Raw genomic sequence first — 16,516 nt, 5'->3', positions numbered from 1 at the left:
CCAATACTCTCCTAAGGATTTTTGCTCAACCGCTTGTAGTATTCGGCGACTGAGTCCTGGTATCCCTCAGGAACAGAGGCAGGTTTACCGATGCGCGCTTCTGTCGAGCCGTCGCGCTGCAGCTGGAGTTCGATGCGGTCCAGGGAGTTGAGAACTTCGCGATGCATCTGCTCTACGATGGCCGGATTTCCGGGGAAGCGTCTGGGATCAAGCAACTGCATCTGCCTCGCCAGCTCTCGTACCTCGTTCGCAGCCTGCGGGTCGCTTTGCACCATCTGACGAAGCTGGTTCAGCTCGCGCATACCTTGTTGATAGAAACGCTCGTTGTCAGCTGGATTGCCGGAGGCATCCGGCGGAACTGGTCGCTTCGATGCCTGACCGTAGCGGTTGTTGCCGGTGTTGATATTGCCAAGAACAGCGCTGTCTGCGCCACCTTCTGCGCGGCGTATGTCGCCACTTTGCATGCTCTGAGAATTTCCTGTTTGCTGGCCGCGGTTGCCGTCTCTTTGCAGGCCATCCTGTTGCCTTTGGTCCGATTGTTTGCCGGCATCCTTACCTAACTGTCCTTTGGGTTGAAGGCCGCCACTTTGACCATTCTTGCCCTGCGGTTGATCGTTGCCGAGAGCTGAGTCTGTCATCGCTTCAAGCTGGTTGCGCAGGCGTTCGATCTGATTCAACATGGCTGTCTCATCTCTCTGCTCGTCGCCGCCAGGCTGGTTTGGCTTTGCCTGCCCCATTGCTTGTTGCGCCTGGTGAAGCTGTTGGCTCAGCTTTTGGAGTCCCTGAGCAATCTCTTTCTCAGTTCCATTCGAGTTGGGATTGATCCCGCCGCGCAGCCAGTCCGCTGTTCTCTGCACATGGTTATCCAGATCTGACTGGTCCATTTCGCTGAGCGCATCACGAAGCTTTTGTGAGACACCGGGCTGGGTTGGAGCCATCTCTCGCGCCGTGTTACGAAGGTTCTTCTGTAGCTTCGATAAATCGTTGGAGAGCTGTTGTCGATCACCGGCAAGTTCACTACGCTGGCGAAGCTTCTCCATCATGCGATCCCGATCTATCTGGTTGCTCGTAGCGTCATCGGTTGCATCAGAGTCATTTTGCGAACTCGCGAGTTTATTGATGCGTTCTGCCTGCGTGCGTTCTTCCTGGGTCAGCCGGTCGGCTTCATGCGAGAGCGAACTTAACTTGCCGGAAGCAAGCTGCTGCTGTGTGCTTCCCAGCAGATTTGCCGCCTCGCGCAACTGATCGGCGGCCTGGTGCGCTGAATCCGCACTCTGCTGCGGACTGCCGCTGCGCTTCATTGCTTCATTCGCCTCGCGCAGACGATTCAATGCCTGCTCGATGCGCTGCTGTGAACTCTGAGCATTAGATTGGCCGCCTGCTTGTTGTCGGGACATCTGAGATCCGCTCTGCGACGATGTACCCTGCTGAGAACCAGATTGCGAAGAAGCTGTATCGGAGCTTTGGTGTCCGTTCTGCTGCTGGCCCTGGTTCTTCTGAGCGAGTTGTTCTATCTGCCGTTGAAGCTGTTCGGCTTCGCGTCGCAACATTTCCTGCTGCCAGCGCTCCTGAAAGCTCTGCTGCGGGTTAGGCTGCTGGTTTGCCAAATCTTCCTGGCGCTTCGCCAGAGTATCGAGTTTCGCAAGCGCATCTTCCACGTCTTTCTCGTGCTGCTCCGCGGGGGATGTACTCTGCGCCGTCTCGTACTGGTTTTTTTCCGTGTCTAGTTCAAGGTCGAACAGGCTGGCCAGATCGCGCCCTGCACTTCCACTGCCGCCTCCCTGCTGGCCGAAGGCAACTTGAATCTGTCTGAAGGTTGCTTCGGCATGCAGAAGAGCCTGCAATGCCTTCTGCTCCAGTGGAATTGCGTCCTTCCACTGCATCGCCTTCAATTTATCTGCCGAAGGAGCCATCGCGGCTGCCGCGATCTGCATGTCCTTTTCGAACCCATTGAACTCTTCATTCGCTTCAGAGAGATCGCGGCTTTCCATACGGGCGGAGAGCGCCATCACCTGGTCGCGCAGCTTTTGCTGCGCACCAGAGAGGAACTGGCCTGCGGCTGCAGCATCTTTTGGCGTCCCAGACCTGTCATTCTGCTGCTTCCAGGTCGCGCCTATCAGTTCTTTCTCGCGCTTCGATATGTCTGTTTGATTGTTCTGCCCGCCAGCGCCGCCACTGCCGCCACCGTTCTGCTGCGACTGAGAAAATTCGCGCTCAAATGGGTCTGCCTGTATGAAGGTGATATCCGTTCGTGACTCGCCATGCCCATCCTTTGCGGTTGCATAGAGGCTCACAAGATCGCCTGGCGCCAGCTTGAAATCTTCAAGACGAAGTATGTAAGAGTTATCGGCACTCTTCTCGCCGGGAGATTTGAGCAGATTCACGTCGCGGTCCGGTCCTCCGTTTACGGAGTAATGTAGCCGAACATCGTTCAGTCCGAACTGGTCTGCGGCCTTAACACCGACGGTAACTTCCTCGATAGGGCTGGCGCGGTAATCGCCGCCTGGGCGGTTAATGGCTACCTCGGGAGGCATTGCTTTCTCGGTGGCGATAAAGTAGTCCTCCGAGAGTCTGACAGGTTGGCCGCCCTCAATGGCGGCTATATGATAGGCACCATCTTTCTCCATGTGGATCGTGCCCTGGTAATTGGTTCCGCTGCCATTCTTCAGATAAATTACATGGCCATCATCGAGCGTTAACTGACCATTCTTCAAAGGATGATCTGTCTCGATTTCAATGGATGCCTCCGTTCCCTCGATGGCACGCAGGTCGCCCGAGTGTTCTTCGGTCACTGGTTTCATCCCGGTCCACTTCGGATATTGATACGTAACTCGAATCCCCTTCACTGCAGGAAGGTCCACAACGCGTACGCGATAGTGCGGCGAAACCAGTGGCCCTGCCGCGACGTAATATTCAACGTTCTCAGGAAGTCCGGCAAAAACGAACTGATATGCTGCCGCACCGCCCGCATCTGGTTGCGCTTGCATGGTCGCGGGCTCCCACATGCTTGCACTCTGATAGTGCGCAAATATCTGTAGCTTCTCTGGCCGCATGCCGATGACATGCGCCGTAATAAGCTGGTCGCTGTTTCTCCGCACCAGTGCATCGCCAGGAGTCACCACAATTGAGTAGTAGGGAATCGCATTCTTCTTTGGCCCGGTCCATAGCAGCGAAGCGCCATAACCCAGATAACCGGGGCCAGCGGCGATGGTCCATATCAGTACGGCGAGACATGCCAGCCCGGCGCCTCCCAGCGCGAAGAGCCGGTTGTCGGGAATCAGCGAGGATGGCGCCACATGTTGCGCGTGCGCCAGCGTGTCAGCTGCCAGCAATTCGAGAAACGGATCACCGCTGTTGTTTTCGCGCTCCTGAAAGGTCGTGAGCCGTTCTTCAAATTTAGGATGCACGCTTTCCGCTTCGTGCACTGCGCGCGCGCGCGTCAGACGAACAAGCGGAAGCGCAATGCCAAACGTCGCGGCTGCAGCGAGAGCTGCGAGCAGCGCCAGACGAGCGCCTGTAACTCCATGTGCTGGAAAAGCAAAATGGTTGAGCAACAACACCAGCGCAACAGTAACGATGAGTGCCGTGCCAACAAAGACCGCCGTCCCGCGCAGCCACGTTCCCAGCTGCAATCTACACCGCAGCCGCGCGATATAGGAATTGAGCTCGTCCTGCTTGCTCATGCTTCCTCCCGCTGCGTTCCCAAGTAGCGACTAGCGAGCGCCGTCTCCGCCAGTGCAACTACCAATGCAAGCAGCATAACGTACCACCACAGATGAACGACGCGATATTTGACGTTATCAACTGCGGTTCGCTGTTCAGACGCACCGCTACTATTGTTTCCGCTCCAGAGTTGTTGTACATCCTGTGCAATCGGCTGAAGATCTGATTCGCGGCGATCTGGGTTGACTCCAATCAGCGCATCCTGTCCGTTTGCAAATCGAATTTGATAGAAGCCGGCGTGCTGCAGGCGAAAGGTCTGCACATTCCGCGCTTCACTCAGTGAGAGCGGTCGGCGTCCAACGGGATCAATTACCTCGACATTCGTTACTTGGCCTGCCGATTCTCCAGCCGAGCGGAGCCGCACGAACGAATCTACAAGCTGCGAACTGCTCAATTGCTCGCGGCCTGAGAGATAGCGTGATGCCTTGTCAACGAATGCCACGAAGACCGGGTGCAGGGGCAAATCATTCGTTAGGTTTTCCAATCCAGATGTAAATAACAACACGTGTCCTTCGCCTGTCTGCTTGTCCAACAGCAATGGTGTTCCGTCGTTCAAACGCGCTGCCACCCGTGCCTGTCCCGGATCTACTGACGCAGCATAGAAAAACTTCGTCTCCGCCCAGCCCCCATTGTCATGACCAGCCTGCTCCTGTTCAAACGCGGGATATGTGAAGTCCACCTGGCCGACTGTGGCCGCATCTCGAGTGCGGGCGTAGTCGTGCACATCCTTGACATTGGCTCCCCACAACGGAATGCGGGCATCCTGCCCTGCATTCGTGCCAAGAGTGATGAGAACGCTTCCTCCCTTCGTTACATACTGCGCAAGTGTGTGCTCGAAGATGGAAGGCAGCGCCGTGGTATCCGACAGGACAACAAAAACGAATCTGGACGGATCGAGGTCTGTAGCCTGCTCCGCTGTCACAGATTGCAATACGAACGAGGCTTGTTCAGCCGCACCTAATGCAGCACCGAAGTATACCGACGAGCGGGTGTCACTTACAGAATGGACAAACAGCACTCGCTCCGGGTCGGACCGACGTATAACGAAGTTACTTGCATCGTCTGCAGGGAAGCCATCCTCACCATCGATCCGCACTTCGCACCGGTTAAATCCATACCCTACATCAATGGGTGCAAACTCCACCGTCTCACGCCCGTTGGCCGGCACCTTTACTTTATGTGTTGCGATTGTTTTTCCGTTCACTATCAGCGAAACCGTCTTCTCTGCTTCTGGAGTACTAAAGCCGGCTATCACAGCCTGGACATGTGATCGCTTCGGATCTTTAGGGTCAGCAAGTTCTGCCGGTGCGCTCACAGGCTCAACCGTCCAGTTGGGCAGCGTTTTGCCTTTCGCCACGTCATGCAGCACAAGTGTCACATTTACCGGCAACACCATATCGGCAAAGCTTGAGGGCATGGCTGTGCGTTGCATATCACTGAACAAATGCAGATCGATTGGCCGATGCGCAGTCTCGGCAATCGCGCGAACACTTCGGCCCAGTGCGCCGAAATTCGCACGCCCATCTCCCGGCTGAATGGCTTCAAGCGACGACCGCAGTTGTGCATCATCGATGATCGGCTGAGTCAGTATCTCGATTTGCCCTCCGAGCGCGATTATCTGAGCCATTTGAGAATGAGGCTTCGCGGCCAACAGTGTTAAGGCTTGCTGCTTCGCGTCTGTGAACCGGACCCCTGCGCGCATGCTGAAGGAGTTGTCGAGCACAATCAGCAGCAGACGTCCGTTTGTATCCGTCGCGTGCCGCCGCACAAATGGACTTGCAAATGCCAGCACTACCAACAGCAGTAATGCAGCCCGAAGGGCAAACAGCAACAGGTACCTTAAGCGTTTGTGCCGCGTAGAACTCTGGATGCCCCGCTCGAAGAACATCAATGAACTTACTGGCCGTGGCGTAGTCGCATGCTTCCGTAATAGATGTACGAAGACTGGAACGGCAAGTGCTGCCAGGCCGGCCAGAAACCACGGCGCCAGAAAGCCCATTAATTCCCCGCGTGCCGCAGCGAGAGATATTCGCGCAACGCTGCATCAAGAGGTTGATCGGTAACGAGCAAGTGATAGTCCATTCCAGCCGCTCGCGTTCTCAAGCGAAGTTGCTCGATGTGTTTCTGCATCTTCGCCGCATAGGTTGTCTTTGCGTATTCGGGAACAACTTCCATTTCCCGGCTTGTTTCGAGATCCACCAGGATAGCCGGTCCCTTTAATTCTGGCCTCAACTCTTGACGATCAAGAATATGAAACAGAACTACATCGTTGCCATGAAAGCGGAGCGGCTCGATGAGACGTACGATTGTCTCCGCCTCTTCGTAGAAGTCTGAGATCACAACGACAATGCCACGTCGATGCAGCAACGCCTGAAAATGCTGTAGGGGTTTGCCGTAATCAGTTTGCGCGCGGGGCTCAGCTCGCTCAAGGCTTGCAAAGAGCCGCATTAGCTGTCCCTGCCGTGTTGATGGCCTGACATACTCGCGGATCTCGTCATCGAATACAATCAGCCCGGCGGCATCCCGCTGATTGCGTAGTGCGAGATAGAATAGCGACGCTGCGATGAAACGGGCGTAGTCCATCTTTGTCGCCGACACTGACGTAAATTGCATCGAGTTGCTGGCATCGAGCAATACTGTCAGCTGGCTGTTTGTCTCGCCGCGATAGCGTTTCAGGTAGCAGCGCTCAGTGCGTGCGAATAGATTCCAGTCCACATGGCGGAGATCGTCACCGGGAGAATATGCGCGATACTCAGCAAACTCCTGGCTGAAGCCAAAATCAGGCGATCGATGCAGGCCGCCGACAAAACCGTCCACCACTGTCTTCGCCAGCAGGTCCAATGAGGAAATGCCGGCCAGCACCGCGGGATCGAGAAAGCGCTGCATCAGATTTCTTTCGGTCGCGGCATGTGTGCCAGCAGCCGGTTGAGTATTTCGTCAGCGTCAATTCGTTCGGACTCGGCGTGAAAGTTTAGCAGGAGGCGGTGACGCAATACGGGAACAACCAGCGACGTGATGTCATCGTAAGTCACGTGGTAACGATTCCGGGAAAGGGCTCGTGCTTTTGCGGCCAGCACAATAAACTGTGCTGCCCGGACGCTTCCCCCATAATTGACATATTTCTTTACGAAGTCAGGCGCATTCCCGCTGTTGTGCCGTGTCGCCCGTACCAGGCTGACTACGTATCGCGAGAGAGTGTCGGCGATAGGCACCATGCGCACGAGTTGTTGGAAGTCGAGCAACTCCTCGGCTGTCGTGACTGGCTCAACGTTTGCCGTACGCGTTGTCGTCGTCATATCAACGACCTTGAGCTCGTCCTCGGCGTTCAGGTAATCCAGAATGGCGTTGAAGAGAAACCGGTCCAGCTGCGCTTCCGGCAGAGGGTAAGTGCCTTCGAGTTCGATCGGGTTTTGTGTCGCAAGTACGAAGAACGGCGCAGGGAGCTGATAAAGATGCCCGCGCACAGTGCATGAGTGCTCCTGCATGGCCTCAAGCAGCGCAGACTGCGTCTTCGGCGGCGTCCGGTTGATCTCATCGGCCAGCAGAATGTTGCCGAAAATCGGTCCTTGGACGAATGTCCATTTGCGGTGCCCCGTCGCCAGGTCTTCTTCGATGATGTCAGTACCCGTGATGTCGGAGGGCATCAGATCGGGCGTGAACTGAATGCGCCTGAACTCAAGGCCCAGTGTGTTGGCGATGGTTCGCACCATCAACGTTTTGGCGGTACCGGGCAAGCCTGTCATCAGACAGTGACCGCCAACAAAGAGTGCAATCAGAACCTGCTCCAGGACCTCGTCCTGGCCCACGATCACTTCGCGCACCTGCTTAAGGATGCCTTGGTGCACCGCATGAAAACGTTCTACGCGCTGCTGAAGTTCCGCTGCATCCGAATTCAGCTCGGCAAAAATAGCCATCGATCTGGTCCTCGTCAGTTCATTTTTTGAGGTGACTGATTCAACTCCAACAACATCTTTTGTGCCGGGCGGTATCCGGGCGCGGCCTCGAGGGCCGAAAGCACGCTTTCCTCGGCTTTGTCCTTCTGTCCCGCCGCAAGATAGGCCTGCGCCAGATGGAACTCTGCGCCAGCCTTGTCCAGCGGAGCCGACGCTACCACTGCGGTGTATTCGCGGATTGCGCTCTCGTATTGCTTTTGTGCGTATAACAAGTCGCCAAGCTGACGATGCAGCTCTACATCCTTGACTGGGTAGATGTAGTTCACACGCTCAAGCGTGGCCACCGCCTCGATCTGCTGTCCAGCGGCCTCTTCGAGCGTAGCCAGCCGCTTCAGTAACGCTGGATCCTGGCCTCCTTCATGCCCATATGCTGTCAGCACTGCGGCCTCTGCCTTCGCATCTCCCTTTGCTTTACTTGCATCCGCCAACATCTCATAGATGTTGGCCTCTCCCACATATTCGGGATACATCGCTAGCGTTGCGGGTCCTTGCGCTAAGACGGTCTCATACTGTTTCTGTTGGGATGCTGCTGCAACCGCCTTCAGCTTCTCTCGCCAGTCGTCAAAGTGTGTGGCTTCCGCGCCGTACTTTTGGTCGATCCAGGCGAGATACTGCTTATCAAACTCTTCCGGTGTAAGTCCGAGGTCCTGTTGGACGACCTGTGGCGTCGTTTTCAGTTGGGCATAGGAGCGAATCATCGTCAAGAGCTTCTCTTCACCCCATTTCTCTTTGATGAAATCGCAGATGCTTCCGGCCTGGAAGTAGGACACGATCACCTGTGATGGATACTCGGGATAGACAAAACCACGGTCGAGCTTGACCACAGGCAGCAGCTTCTTGTCGCGAATCGCAACCAGCACTTCCGGGGTAATGCGGTTGGCCCACTCCGACGACCGCTCGCCCTCTTCATGAACCGCCAGACCTTCAGTGAACCAGCGCGGCACCCGATGATTGGTAGCGGTCAGTACATAGACATGGCTCATCTCATGCCATAGCGTTGAACCCCAGTTAAAGTCACCCGGTTTGCGAGCCGAAGGGCTGTCCATCACCACCACCTCCCCAAAAGTCGCGCCCAGCGCACCGAGCCCGGGCATCCCCGTTGTGCGTACTGCAAAGTCTTCGTGATCCGGATATACCTCGACCTGTACCGGCGCTGGCAGTTTCATCCGGTATTTCTTGTTGTAGGCCGCGATAATCATGTGCAACTCAGGCTGCATATACGGTTGCAGCAGGTTAGCCTCGGTCTTTTTCAGCTTCAGAATCGTTGTGTCATCACGAAAGGCTTCGAAGTTCTTGTAGCTGTCGAGCAAGCGAAGACTGTTGACAGTCGCAGCGTCGCGATAGCCATTGTCATAGCTCAACTCCAGCTCCTTCATCGGCTCGTCTTCTTTACCAAGCCGCATGAGGTCAATTCCGAGCGCTGAATGGGCGCTCCAGAGTCGAGGGTCGGCATCGATCGCCTTCCGATAATAGGTTGCCGCATCCTCATAGCGGTAGTGCAGTTCGAGTTGGTCCGCTACATGTGCGTAGCCTTCTCCATAACCAGGATTTACCGCTGCAATTTTTGCGAACCATGCATTGGGAGACCGGTCAGCAAGCAACTCAACCGCTGCGTGAATGGCCATCGCATCCAACGCGTCATCTTCCAGTGCAATTGCCTTGTCTGCCTCTGTGACGGCCGCTTCGCGGTCATCATTCTGAAGGGCGAGGTCTGCCATCAACTCGTACGCTTCAGCCAGCCTGGGATCGAGTGAAATCGCCTTCGCTGCATACTTCACCGCCTCGCCGTCAAACGTATCCGCGGATACTATCGCGAGCCCAAGGTACGCCGCGGCATTCGATGGGTCCTTTGCTAACGCTTCGCGGAAGACATCGACAGCTTCACGGTTGTTGAAACGTTCATGCAACAACAATCCCCAGCGCACTTTATAGACTGCATTGCTATTGTCCGGTTGCGTAGCCAGACGGAACTGGTCGTTCGCCTGTTCCCATGCTTCAAGACCCCAGAAGCCTTCTGCGCGAGCGTATGCGTCGTTGCTATGTGTCAGGTGCTCGAAGCAGGCCTGTGCCTCTGCAGCATGTCCGTGCTTGCGCAGCGACCAGCAGTCTCCAGGCACAGCCGCAAATACGCGCGTTGCTGATACGCACATCAGTATCAACAGCAGAGCTGGAGCAAGACACGTCATTTGTCGAGATCCTCCTGCACCTTCGCCAGTTCGATCAGCGCAGCCGTCAACTGCTTCTTGTAGTCCTCAGGGTCCATTGCCGCTTTTTGATACTTCAGCGTGTCGATCTTCTGTTCCAGCTCCTCCTTTTTTGCCAAGAGTGCGCGCTTTGCAGGATCATTTGCCGCCCGCTGACTGGTACCGAGGCGCAGCAATGTGAAACTTGACATAAGCGCCCCTTGGCCATTGCCAGCCTCCCGTACAGGCTCACCGCGCCCAATATCATTGAAGACGGCATGCTCAGTGGCGAGGCGCTTCTGCGAATCGTAAAATGCGGCCGTCTTCTTCGCTGCGTAGATAAAGGCTTCCATGGCGCTAACGGAATCGCTCTTATCCGTGTCAGCTTCCGGATCTTGTAGTGCCTCTACCCAATAACGAGCAAAAACAGTCGCGTTTTTTTCCGTGCCTGACTTTGTAGCCGCGATCACTGCGCGTCCTGGCCGCTCAAAGGCCGCGATGGACCCTCCGCTGGCGCTACTAGTGTCTACGATAAGCTGACGCTGCGCCGGGATGCGATCGCACATCGCTGCGATCTCGCCGGCAGTCACATCCGGGCCCACCAGGTTGAATTTGTACTCGAATCCATCAAACGAACCGTGGCCGATCAGGATGAGCACAAAGTCATCACCCGGCGTTGCCTTGCCCGCGACTGTATTCAGCGTATCCCGCAGCTGGGATGCCGTTGCCTGTGCGCCGATGAGCGTATAAACGTGCGCTGTACTCCCGGAAGCTTTAAATAACTTATCCAGATCTTGCGCCGCTGCCGTGAAGCGTTGTTCGTAATCCGGCTCCCCACCAAGGCCAGCCACCGTTACGTAGTACACCGCAGCCCGCGACTGTAGGGTCATGACAAGCACTGCTGCGAGCAGAGGAATACGCTTCAAACCGCGCCTCATACCACGCCCCACTTTCGCCGCAACAGCCACTCGGTGATCGGCAGCCCCAGCAACAGTAGAAAGACAATCGGCATATCCCACAACTCATTCGTTGTGCGGACGGAGATGCCTGCTTCGGAATACCCGATATCGCTAGGCAGGTTCTTGAGATCGGATCCTTCCCAGTAACTGCCACCGGTCTGCACTGCAAGCTGTTCCAGCAATGCCCGGTTTTGTTCCGTATGAAAGTTTTCGGCAACTCCGTCTTCGCGCTGGAAAGTCAGAACATCACGCCCGAGTTCCTGCGGCTGGTTTCCGACAGACTCTGCCGTCACCTCTGCCAGATACGTACCGGGTTTCTCTGCTGTCCATTCTGTTTGATATAGACCAGGCGTGTCATGGGATGGAGTAAGTTCAATCAGTGCATTTACGCCCTCTGGCCCTACAACGTGACCTGTAACCTGCACATTTGTAGCCGGCTGAAACTGGCGGTCACGCACTTGCGCCATAAGCTGCACATGTCCTTCATCCATTAAGTTCCGTGCAGGCATGGATGCGGTTACGGGACCGGGAGAATCCGCGACCAGCCAACGCAGGAGCTGCTGCCAGAAGAGATCATGCGACGGATCGCCCAGAGGTTCACTCATCTGCCAGCGCCAAGTACCGCCGGTTGCCACGATTGCGGTGCGGCCGTGGCCGTAGCTCTGAGTGATCAGCATCGGCAACTTACGATGCCCCACATTCATTTGCACCAGGACAGTAGCGCCAGGCTTTGGCGAACCGGCATCCTGATAGTCGGCCAGATAAGTCAGCTTTTTCCAGCGCTCGGCATTCTTCGCCGGGTCGTCCAGCAGCCGCGTAATGGGTGAGTTTATACCCTCGGCGGTTAACTGCACTGTGGCCGAGTTGCGATGGAAGTTGTTGCGGCCAGCAGGCAGGAATGTCGGTAAAAGATCATTCAAGCTCGACGCGCCCCAGCCACCATCGCTCAAAGACGAGCGGCCACCTAAAAAGAGGACACCTCCACCACGCCGATCAACGTACTCGCGTAGCAACTCCTGTTGCAGTGGTGTGAAATAGCCTGCATCGACGGAGCCGATGATGATACCCGCGTAACCGAACAGATCTTCCGGCCTGACCGGAAAACCGTCTGCCAGTTCACTCGGATCGCTAATGCCTTGCCTATATATCTTGTTCTCGCTTGTGCGAAGCATCGAGACGAGTTGCACAGTGGGATCGTCTTCTTCCGCGCGCCGGATGAATTTAAATTCCCAGCGTGGCTCACCTTCGACATAAAGAATCCGCCGTTTCGCATCGCTCACCAGGATGGGTCGTGCTATCGCATTGTTGCTGAGGTTCTCCTCGCCGGGTAATGGCTCGATTCCAAACCGGAGATTTTTAGCACCTGCTGCACCCGCGAAGAAGAAGAATGGCTCGGTCTGAAGTACTCCATTCGATGCCAGCGTCACTTCACGCGCGGCGAGCATCTTGTTCCCATCGCGGACAGTGAGCGTCGCCTTCTGTCCCTCGTAACCATGCTGTATCATGCTGACTGTCGCAGTGACTCGCGCATTAGCGACAGCGTTTGCTGCAACGCTCACATCCTCCAGTTCCACATCATGTGCGCTCTCGAACTTGCCGAACCCGACCGTATGCACGGGCAGACGGCGGTTGCGCAAAGACTGCAGAGCATCCAGGCCTATCTCCGGTCTGCCCATTCCGGTTGCATTCTCGCCGCCGTCGCTCAGCAGCAGGATCGCTCCGATGGGGAGACCTGAGGTTTCTGTGACAAGCTGTTTCAGTCCATCCCCGATGTGGGTCGCGGTTTCCACAGGTGCAATATTCTTCAACGCACCTATCGGCCTGACCCCATTACCAAGCCGATAGAAGCGCGTCTGGAAGCGTTTCTGCAACCCGGAGAGAATGCCACCCTGCAAGGCAGCCAGCGCAGCAGACTCGCGCGTTTTTCCGTTGCTATCGGGAATAGCCATACTGCGCGAGTCATCCACTACCACAGCGATAATGTTCTGCTGCGAGTTAAGCGCGGAAATTGTAATCGCCGGCTGCCACAACAGCAGCAGAATGAGTGCCACCAATGTCGATTGCAGACCCCACACGACCCATGCCCGCCAGCTTTGCAGTTTAGGCGCGGCATCGCGCATCCTTAATCGAACCAGCAGGGCTAGTCCACACGCAAATCCGATAATCAGCACCGGCAGCAGCCACGCAGGCCACGTCGCGAGCAGCACCAACCGTCCTTTCGCAAAAACCGGGCTCGGGTATTTAAAGAAGAGCTGGAACATTCACGCAGGGCCCTGAAAGAATTCGATCGTACGTGATGCGACTTTATTCGTCATTCAGCGACGAGCTCACCTAATGCGTCATTCCGTAGAGGATGTAGTCGAGCCCTACACGGAAGGCCATGGATGCAAAGGTTTCCGGATAGTCCGGGTCGTCGGCCCACTCCCAAGCGTCGCCAAGGTGCATGTTATGGCAGATGGCGACTATGATGCGTCCCTTGTCGTCACGGATAGCGCGCCACTTGGGCTGATAACCGTCTTTCTCATAGGTACGCCCTGTGCGAATCCACTGTTCGCCGGGGATCTGCATCTTGTCATCGACATCATAGAGCGTATGAAATATCTCGTCACCGCTCTGAAGGTCTTCGACGGGACGGTCAGGCAGCACCTGCCGCATCCCGTTCATAAAATTCTCCCAATCCTCAGTGCCGTGAAAATCATCGACCATCAAGAAGCCGCCCTTCAGCAAATACTCGCGCAGCCGCTTTGCTTCCGCGTCAGTAAATGACCACATCTGGACCTGCACCGCATAAATCCACGGGTAGTTAAAGATTTCGTCAGAATCAAGTGTGACCACCTGCTCGGTTGGCCGGCCATCGATACGGGTTAGCCTGTGCATGGCGATTAGAAACTGGCGATCCGCCTTAGGGTAGTCGCGAGACCAGGCGAAGCGGCTCCAGTAGCTCCAGCGGCCGTAACCTGTAGAGTTCTCCAGGTTCGTGGTGTAGGCCAGGCGCGACCAGTAGAACTCTGCCTTGACATTGCTCGGGGAGTCGTCATTACCGAAGCCAAAATCGGCAGTCCGCTGATAGGCTCGCAGCCCCACGCAGCAGCTGGTAACGGCTACCAACAGCAACGCGATCTGCGAAAACTTCATCCGGGCCTCCACAAAGGGAGTTCTGGGGCGAGCTTACCAGAAATGTCAACTACATTGTCTAAATAGACGCAGCGGACATGTAGCTTGTCACTCCAACGATCTTGTCAGGTCATTTTTGCGCGTGAGACGATGCAGGGAAACCAGCTGTGGATGCCGAAGACCTATGAGGCAGGTCTATGAAACGTCGTGACTTACTCAAGTTTGGTACTGCTGCCTTGTCGTATGCGGGCACGACGCGAGTGCCCCTGTTGGCGCAGACAGGCGTGGCGAAACCACAGGCCGCTGCGCTGCCCAACGACAAAGCAGACTATACGCTCCGCATCGCCCCGGTAACTGTTGAGCTCGATCGTTCGCACATTCTCTCGACCATTGGTTATAACGGGACAGCGCCGGGGCCAGTGTTACGAATGCGGGAAGGGAAACCAGTCTCGGTTGATGTAGTCAACGACACTGACACCCCTGAATTTGTGCACTGGCATGGGATGCTCATTCCTCCGGATTCGGACGGCACAGAAGAAGAAGGTTCGCCATTGGTATCTCCGCATGGCCGACGCCGTTTCCAACTCACACCTGGCCCGGCTGGAAGCCGCTGGTATCACTCGCACGCAATGGCAATGGATAACCTGTACAAAGGCACATATACCGGCCAGTTCGGCTTTGTTTATGTTGATGGTGGCAACGACCCGGGCCATTACGACCAGGAACTCTTCCTCGCTCTGCGCGATTGGGAACCGTTTTTCACCAGTGTCATGGAAGACGATGACGACGACACCCACAATGGCCTGCTACTGGAAAAGCCCTCGACATTGAACACCGGGCCCGATGGCCTCGAAGTTGGTTCCATGACATATTCGATCAACGACAAGGCTCTCGGTTCGGGCGAGCCGATCCGGGTTCGCGAGGGACAGCGCCTGTTGATCCATTTCTTAAATGCCAGTGCGATTGAGAATCGGCGCATCGCGTTCGCCGGTCACAAAATGAAGGTCATTGCGATGGACGGCAACCCGGTGTCTACACCACAGACACTCGATTCGATCTTTATTGGCGCCGGAGAACGCATTGATGCCGTCATAGAAATGAATCAGCCGGGTGTCTGGGTTCTAGGTTCGACAGAGAAGATGGTTCGCGAGTCTGGCCTCGGGGTCATTGTTGAGTACGCCGGACAGCACCGCCAACCGCAATGGATCGATCCACCCAAAGTGCCGTGGGACTACACCATCTTTGGAACATCAACATCCAACTCGCCCACCCCGCAGCAAACCATAGAGATGACCTTCGAGAAGATTCCCCGGGGCTTTGGCAAATTCAACGCCTGGCTAATCAATGGCAAGCCCTATCCACATGAACGCGAGTTCGTACTACAGCAGGGCACCCGTTACCGCCTGGTGATGCACAACCGCACAGACGATGCTCACCCCATGCATTTGCATCGACATCTATGGGAAATCGCCGAGATCAACGGAAAGAAAACCGCCGGCGTGCTCAAGGACACAGTCGTAGTTCCTTATTATGGACGAGCGATCGTCGACTTCACAGCAGATCATCCGGGCCCCTCACTCTTCCATTGCCATATCCAGCAGCATATGGACTATGGGTTTAAGGCGCTCCTTCAATACGGCTAATCTCCAGGCCGAGAAGGAAGCGAACGACGGTATAGGGCCCAGTCTCAAATTCGGACGTCGGCGCAATATGACGTTGAGAGGAAATGATGCGCCAACAGTAGAATTAAACAAGGCAGATAACATGGATTGCGATAGTTGCAATGGCCAGCTCGTCAGGCGTTATGGTAGAGGATTTTTCGAGTGCTATCTTGTGGTCACTTGGTCTTTTCCCCCGGAGCTGTAAGAACTGCGACAGGACTTAACCTTCGTTTTCATCGCCACTCTAACTGATATTCTGCCCTAGGTTCCATCGTATGACACCGAGCATCCTTCTCGCCTCTCGAGACGAAGCATCTCTACGCACTCGTTGCACGATCCTGAAGTGCGCAGGCTATCGCACTGTCTGCACAGATAATCTCAGCCGGGCGATTTCGCTCTCACTGGATTTTTCTCCCAATCTCATCATCCTCGGACACTCGTTTTCGGACCATGAACAAGACGCCTTCGTCGATGAACTGAACGAATGTCAGCCAGGGACTTCCGTCCTTTGCCTCAAATTTGGCCTGGTCGATCCCATGATGTTGCTTAGAGAATGCAGGGCGATTCTGTCAGCACATCCGGGGTGCGCGCCGGTGCGCTTATTGCGATCAAATTAACCGATTATGAAGCCATGCACTAAATGTCCGGACTTCCGAACCCATTGGTCTAAAGCAAACCAGAAGAGACTGATGGCACTGACGGAATATGGGGCCTCTGTCAAATGAAATGCTCATTGCGGACAGAGCGGAAGCGAAGGGCCGCCAGAAATGGCTTGCGCACAGTGTAGGATGCGTCGCTGCGTCCAACGAACTCATGGGATTGCTTGCGAGGGAAAGGATAAAACGGTTGCCTCCTCGGCCGCTCGCGAACTAAACACTCTCCTTTGAGCGGAACCTTCGATCCGCCAGCCACTGAAACATCTG

9 protein-coding genes are annotated in these 16,516 nt (G+C 55.6%); 1 reads left to right on the top strand and 8 read right to left on the bottom strand.

Annotated features, from left to right (window positions below; translation table 11 throughout):
* Positions 1–11: 11 nt before the first annotated feature.
* The 8 genes from VEV40_RS11340 to VEV40_RS11305 all read right to left on the bottom strand — a co-directional run bounded on the left by VEV40_RS11340 (position 12) and on the right by VEV40_RS11305 (position 13,953).
* Entirely contained in the window at positions 12–3,683 is a 3,672-nt protein-coding gene (locus VEV40_RS11340) for a hypothetical protein (RefSeq protein ID WP_324832410.1), read from the bottom strand.
* Positions 3,680–5,722: a BatA and WFA domain-containing protein gene (locus VEV40_RS11335; protein ID WP_324832408.1), complete on the bottom strand. Its 2,043-nt coding sequence runs from the start codon at positions 5,720–5,722 to the stop codon at positions 3,680–3,682. Before VEV40_RS11335 ends, VEV40_RS11340 begins: the two co-directional genes overlap by 4 nt.
* Positions 5,722–6,609 (bottom strand): DUF58 domain-containing protein, encoded by an 888-nt coding sequence (locus VEV40_RS11330; protein ID WP_324832406.1) that lies wholly within the window; start codon positions 6,607–6,609, stop codon positions 5,722–5,724. The genes VEV40_RS11335 and VEV40_RS11330 overlap by 1 nt, the downstream gene beginning before the upstream one ends.
* Entirely contained in the window at positions 6,609–7,637 is a 1,029-nt protein-coding gene (locus VEV40_RS11325; protein ID WP_324832404.1) for a MoxR family ATPase, read from the bottom strand. The genes VEV40_RS11330 and VEV40_RS11325 overlap by 1 nt, the downstream gene beginning before the upstream one ends.
* Positions 7,638–7,651: 14 nt before the next feature.
* The gene (locus tag VEV40_RS11320; protein ID WP_324832403.1) at positions 7,652–9,862 is read right to left on the bottom strand and encodes a tetratricopeptide repeat protein; all 2,211 of its coding nucleotides are present in this window, start codon (positions 9,860–9,862) and stop codon (positions 7,652–7,654) included.
* Entirely contained in the window at positions 9,859–10,785 is a 927-nt protein-coding gene (locus VEV40_RS11315; protein WP_324832402.1) for a hypothetical protein, read from the bottom strand. The genes VEV40_RS11320 and VEV40_RS11315 overlap by 4 nt, the downstream gene beginning before the upstream one ends.
* Positions 10,786–10,793: 8 nt before the next feature.
* On the bottom strand, positions 10,794–13,079 hold the full coding sequence (locus VEV40_RS11310) for a hypothetical protein (RefSeq protein ID WP_324832401.1): 2,286 nt from the start codon (positions 13,077–13,079) through the stop codon (positions 10,794–10,796).
* A 70-nt stretch (positions 13,080–13,149) separates the two neighbouring features.
* Positions 13,150–13,953 (bottom strand): DUF4159 domain-containing protein, encoded by an 804-nt coding sequence (locus VEV40_RS11305; RefSeq protein WP_324832399.1) that lies wholly within the window; start codon positions 13,951–13,953, stop codon positions 13,150–13,152.
* Between the two features lie 176 nt (positions 13,954–14,129).
* Between VEV40_RS11305 and VEV40_RS11300 the strand changes: the two genes are divergently transcribed.
* A complete protein-coding gene (locus VEV40_RS11300; RefSeq protein ID WP_324832397.1) occupies positions 14,130–15,575 on the top strand; it encodes a multicopper oxidase family protein in 1,446 nt (481 codons plus the stop codon).
* The last annotated feature ends 941 nt before the right edge of the window (positions 15,576–16,516 follow it).

It is taken from the genome of Alloacidobacterium sp. (assembly GCF_035631355.1).
In the GTDB taxonomy this organism is placed as follows: domain Bacteria; phylum Acidobacteriota; class Terriglobia; order Terriglobales; family Acidobacteriaceae; genus Alloacidobacterium.
The sequence above is the reverse complement of the archived record's forward strand: the minus strand, read 5'-3'. Positions and strand labels throughout refer to the sequence as shown.

Bases quoted from the DNA above. Each gene is read 5' to 3' on its own strand.
- VEV40_RS11340 (WP_324832410.1), bottom strand. From the start codon at position 3,683: ATGAGCAAGCAGGACGAGCTCAATTCCTATATCGCGCGGCTGCGGTGT.
- VEV40_RS11335 (WP_324832408.1), bottom strand. From the start codon at position 5,722: ATGGGCTTTCTGGCGCCGTGGTTTCTGGCCGGCCTGGCAGCACTTGCC.
- VEV40_RS11330 (WP_324832406.1), bottom strand. From the start codon at position 6,609: ATGCAGCGCTTTCTCGATCCCGCGGTGCTGGCCGGCATTTCCTCATTG.
- VEV40_RS11325 (WP_324832404.1), bottom strand. From the start codon at position 7,637: ATGGCTATTTTTGCCGAGCTGAATTCGGATGCAGCGGAACTTCAGCAG.
- VEV40_RS11320 (WP_324832403.1), bottom strand. From the start codon at position 9,862: ATGACGTGTCTTGCTCCAGCTCTGCTGTTGATACTGATGTGCGTATCA.
- VEV40_RS11310 (WP_324832401.1), bottom strand. From the start codon at position 13,079: ATGTTCCAGCTCTTCTTTAAATACCCGAGCCCGGTTTTTGCGAAAGGA.
- VEV40_RS11305 (WP_324832399.1), bottom strand. From the start codon at position 13,953: ATGAAGTTTTCGCAGATCGCGTTGCTGTTGGTAGCCGTTACCAGCTGC.
- VEV40_RS11300 (WP_324832397.1), top strand. From the start codon at position 14,130: ATGAAACGTCGTGACTTACTCAAGTTTGGTACTGCTGCCTTGTCGTAT.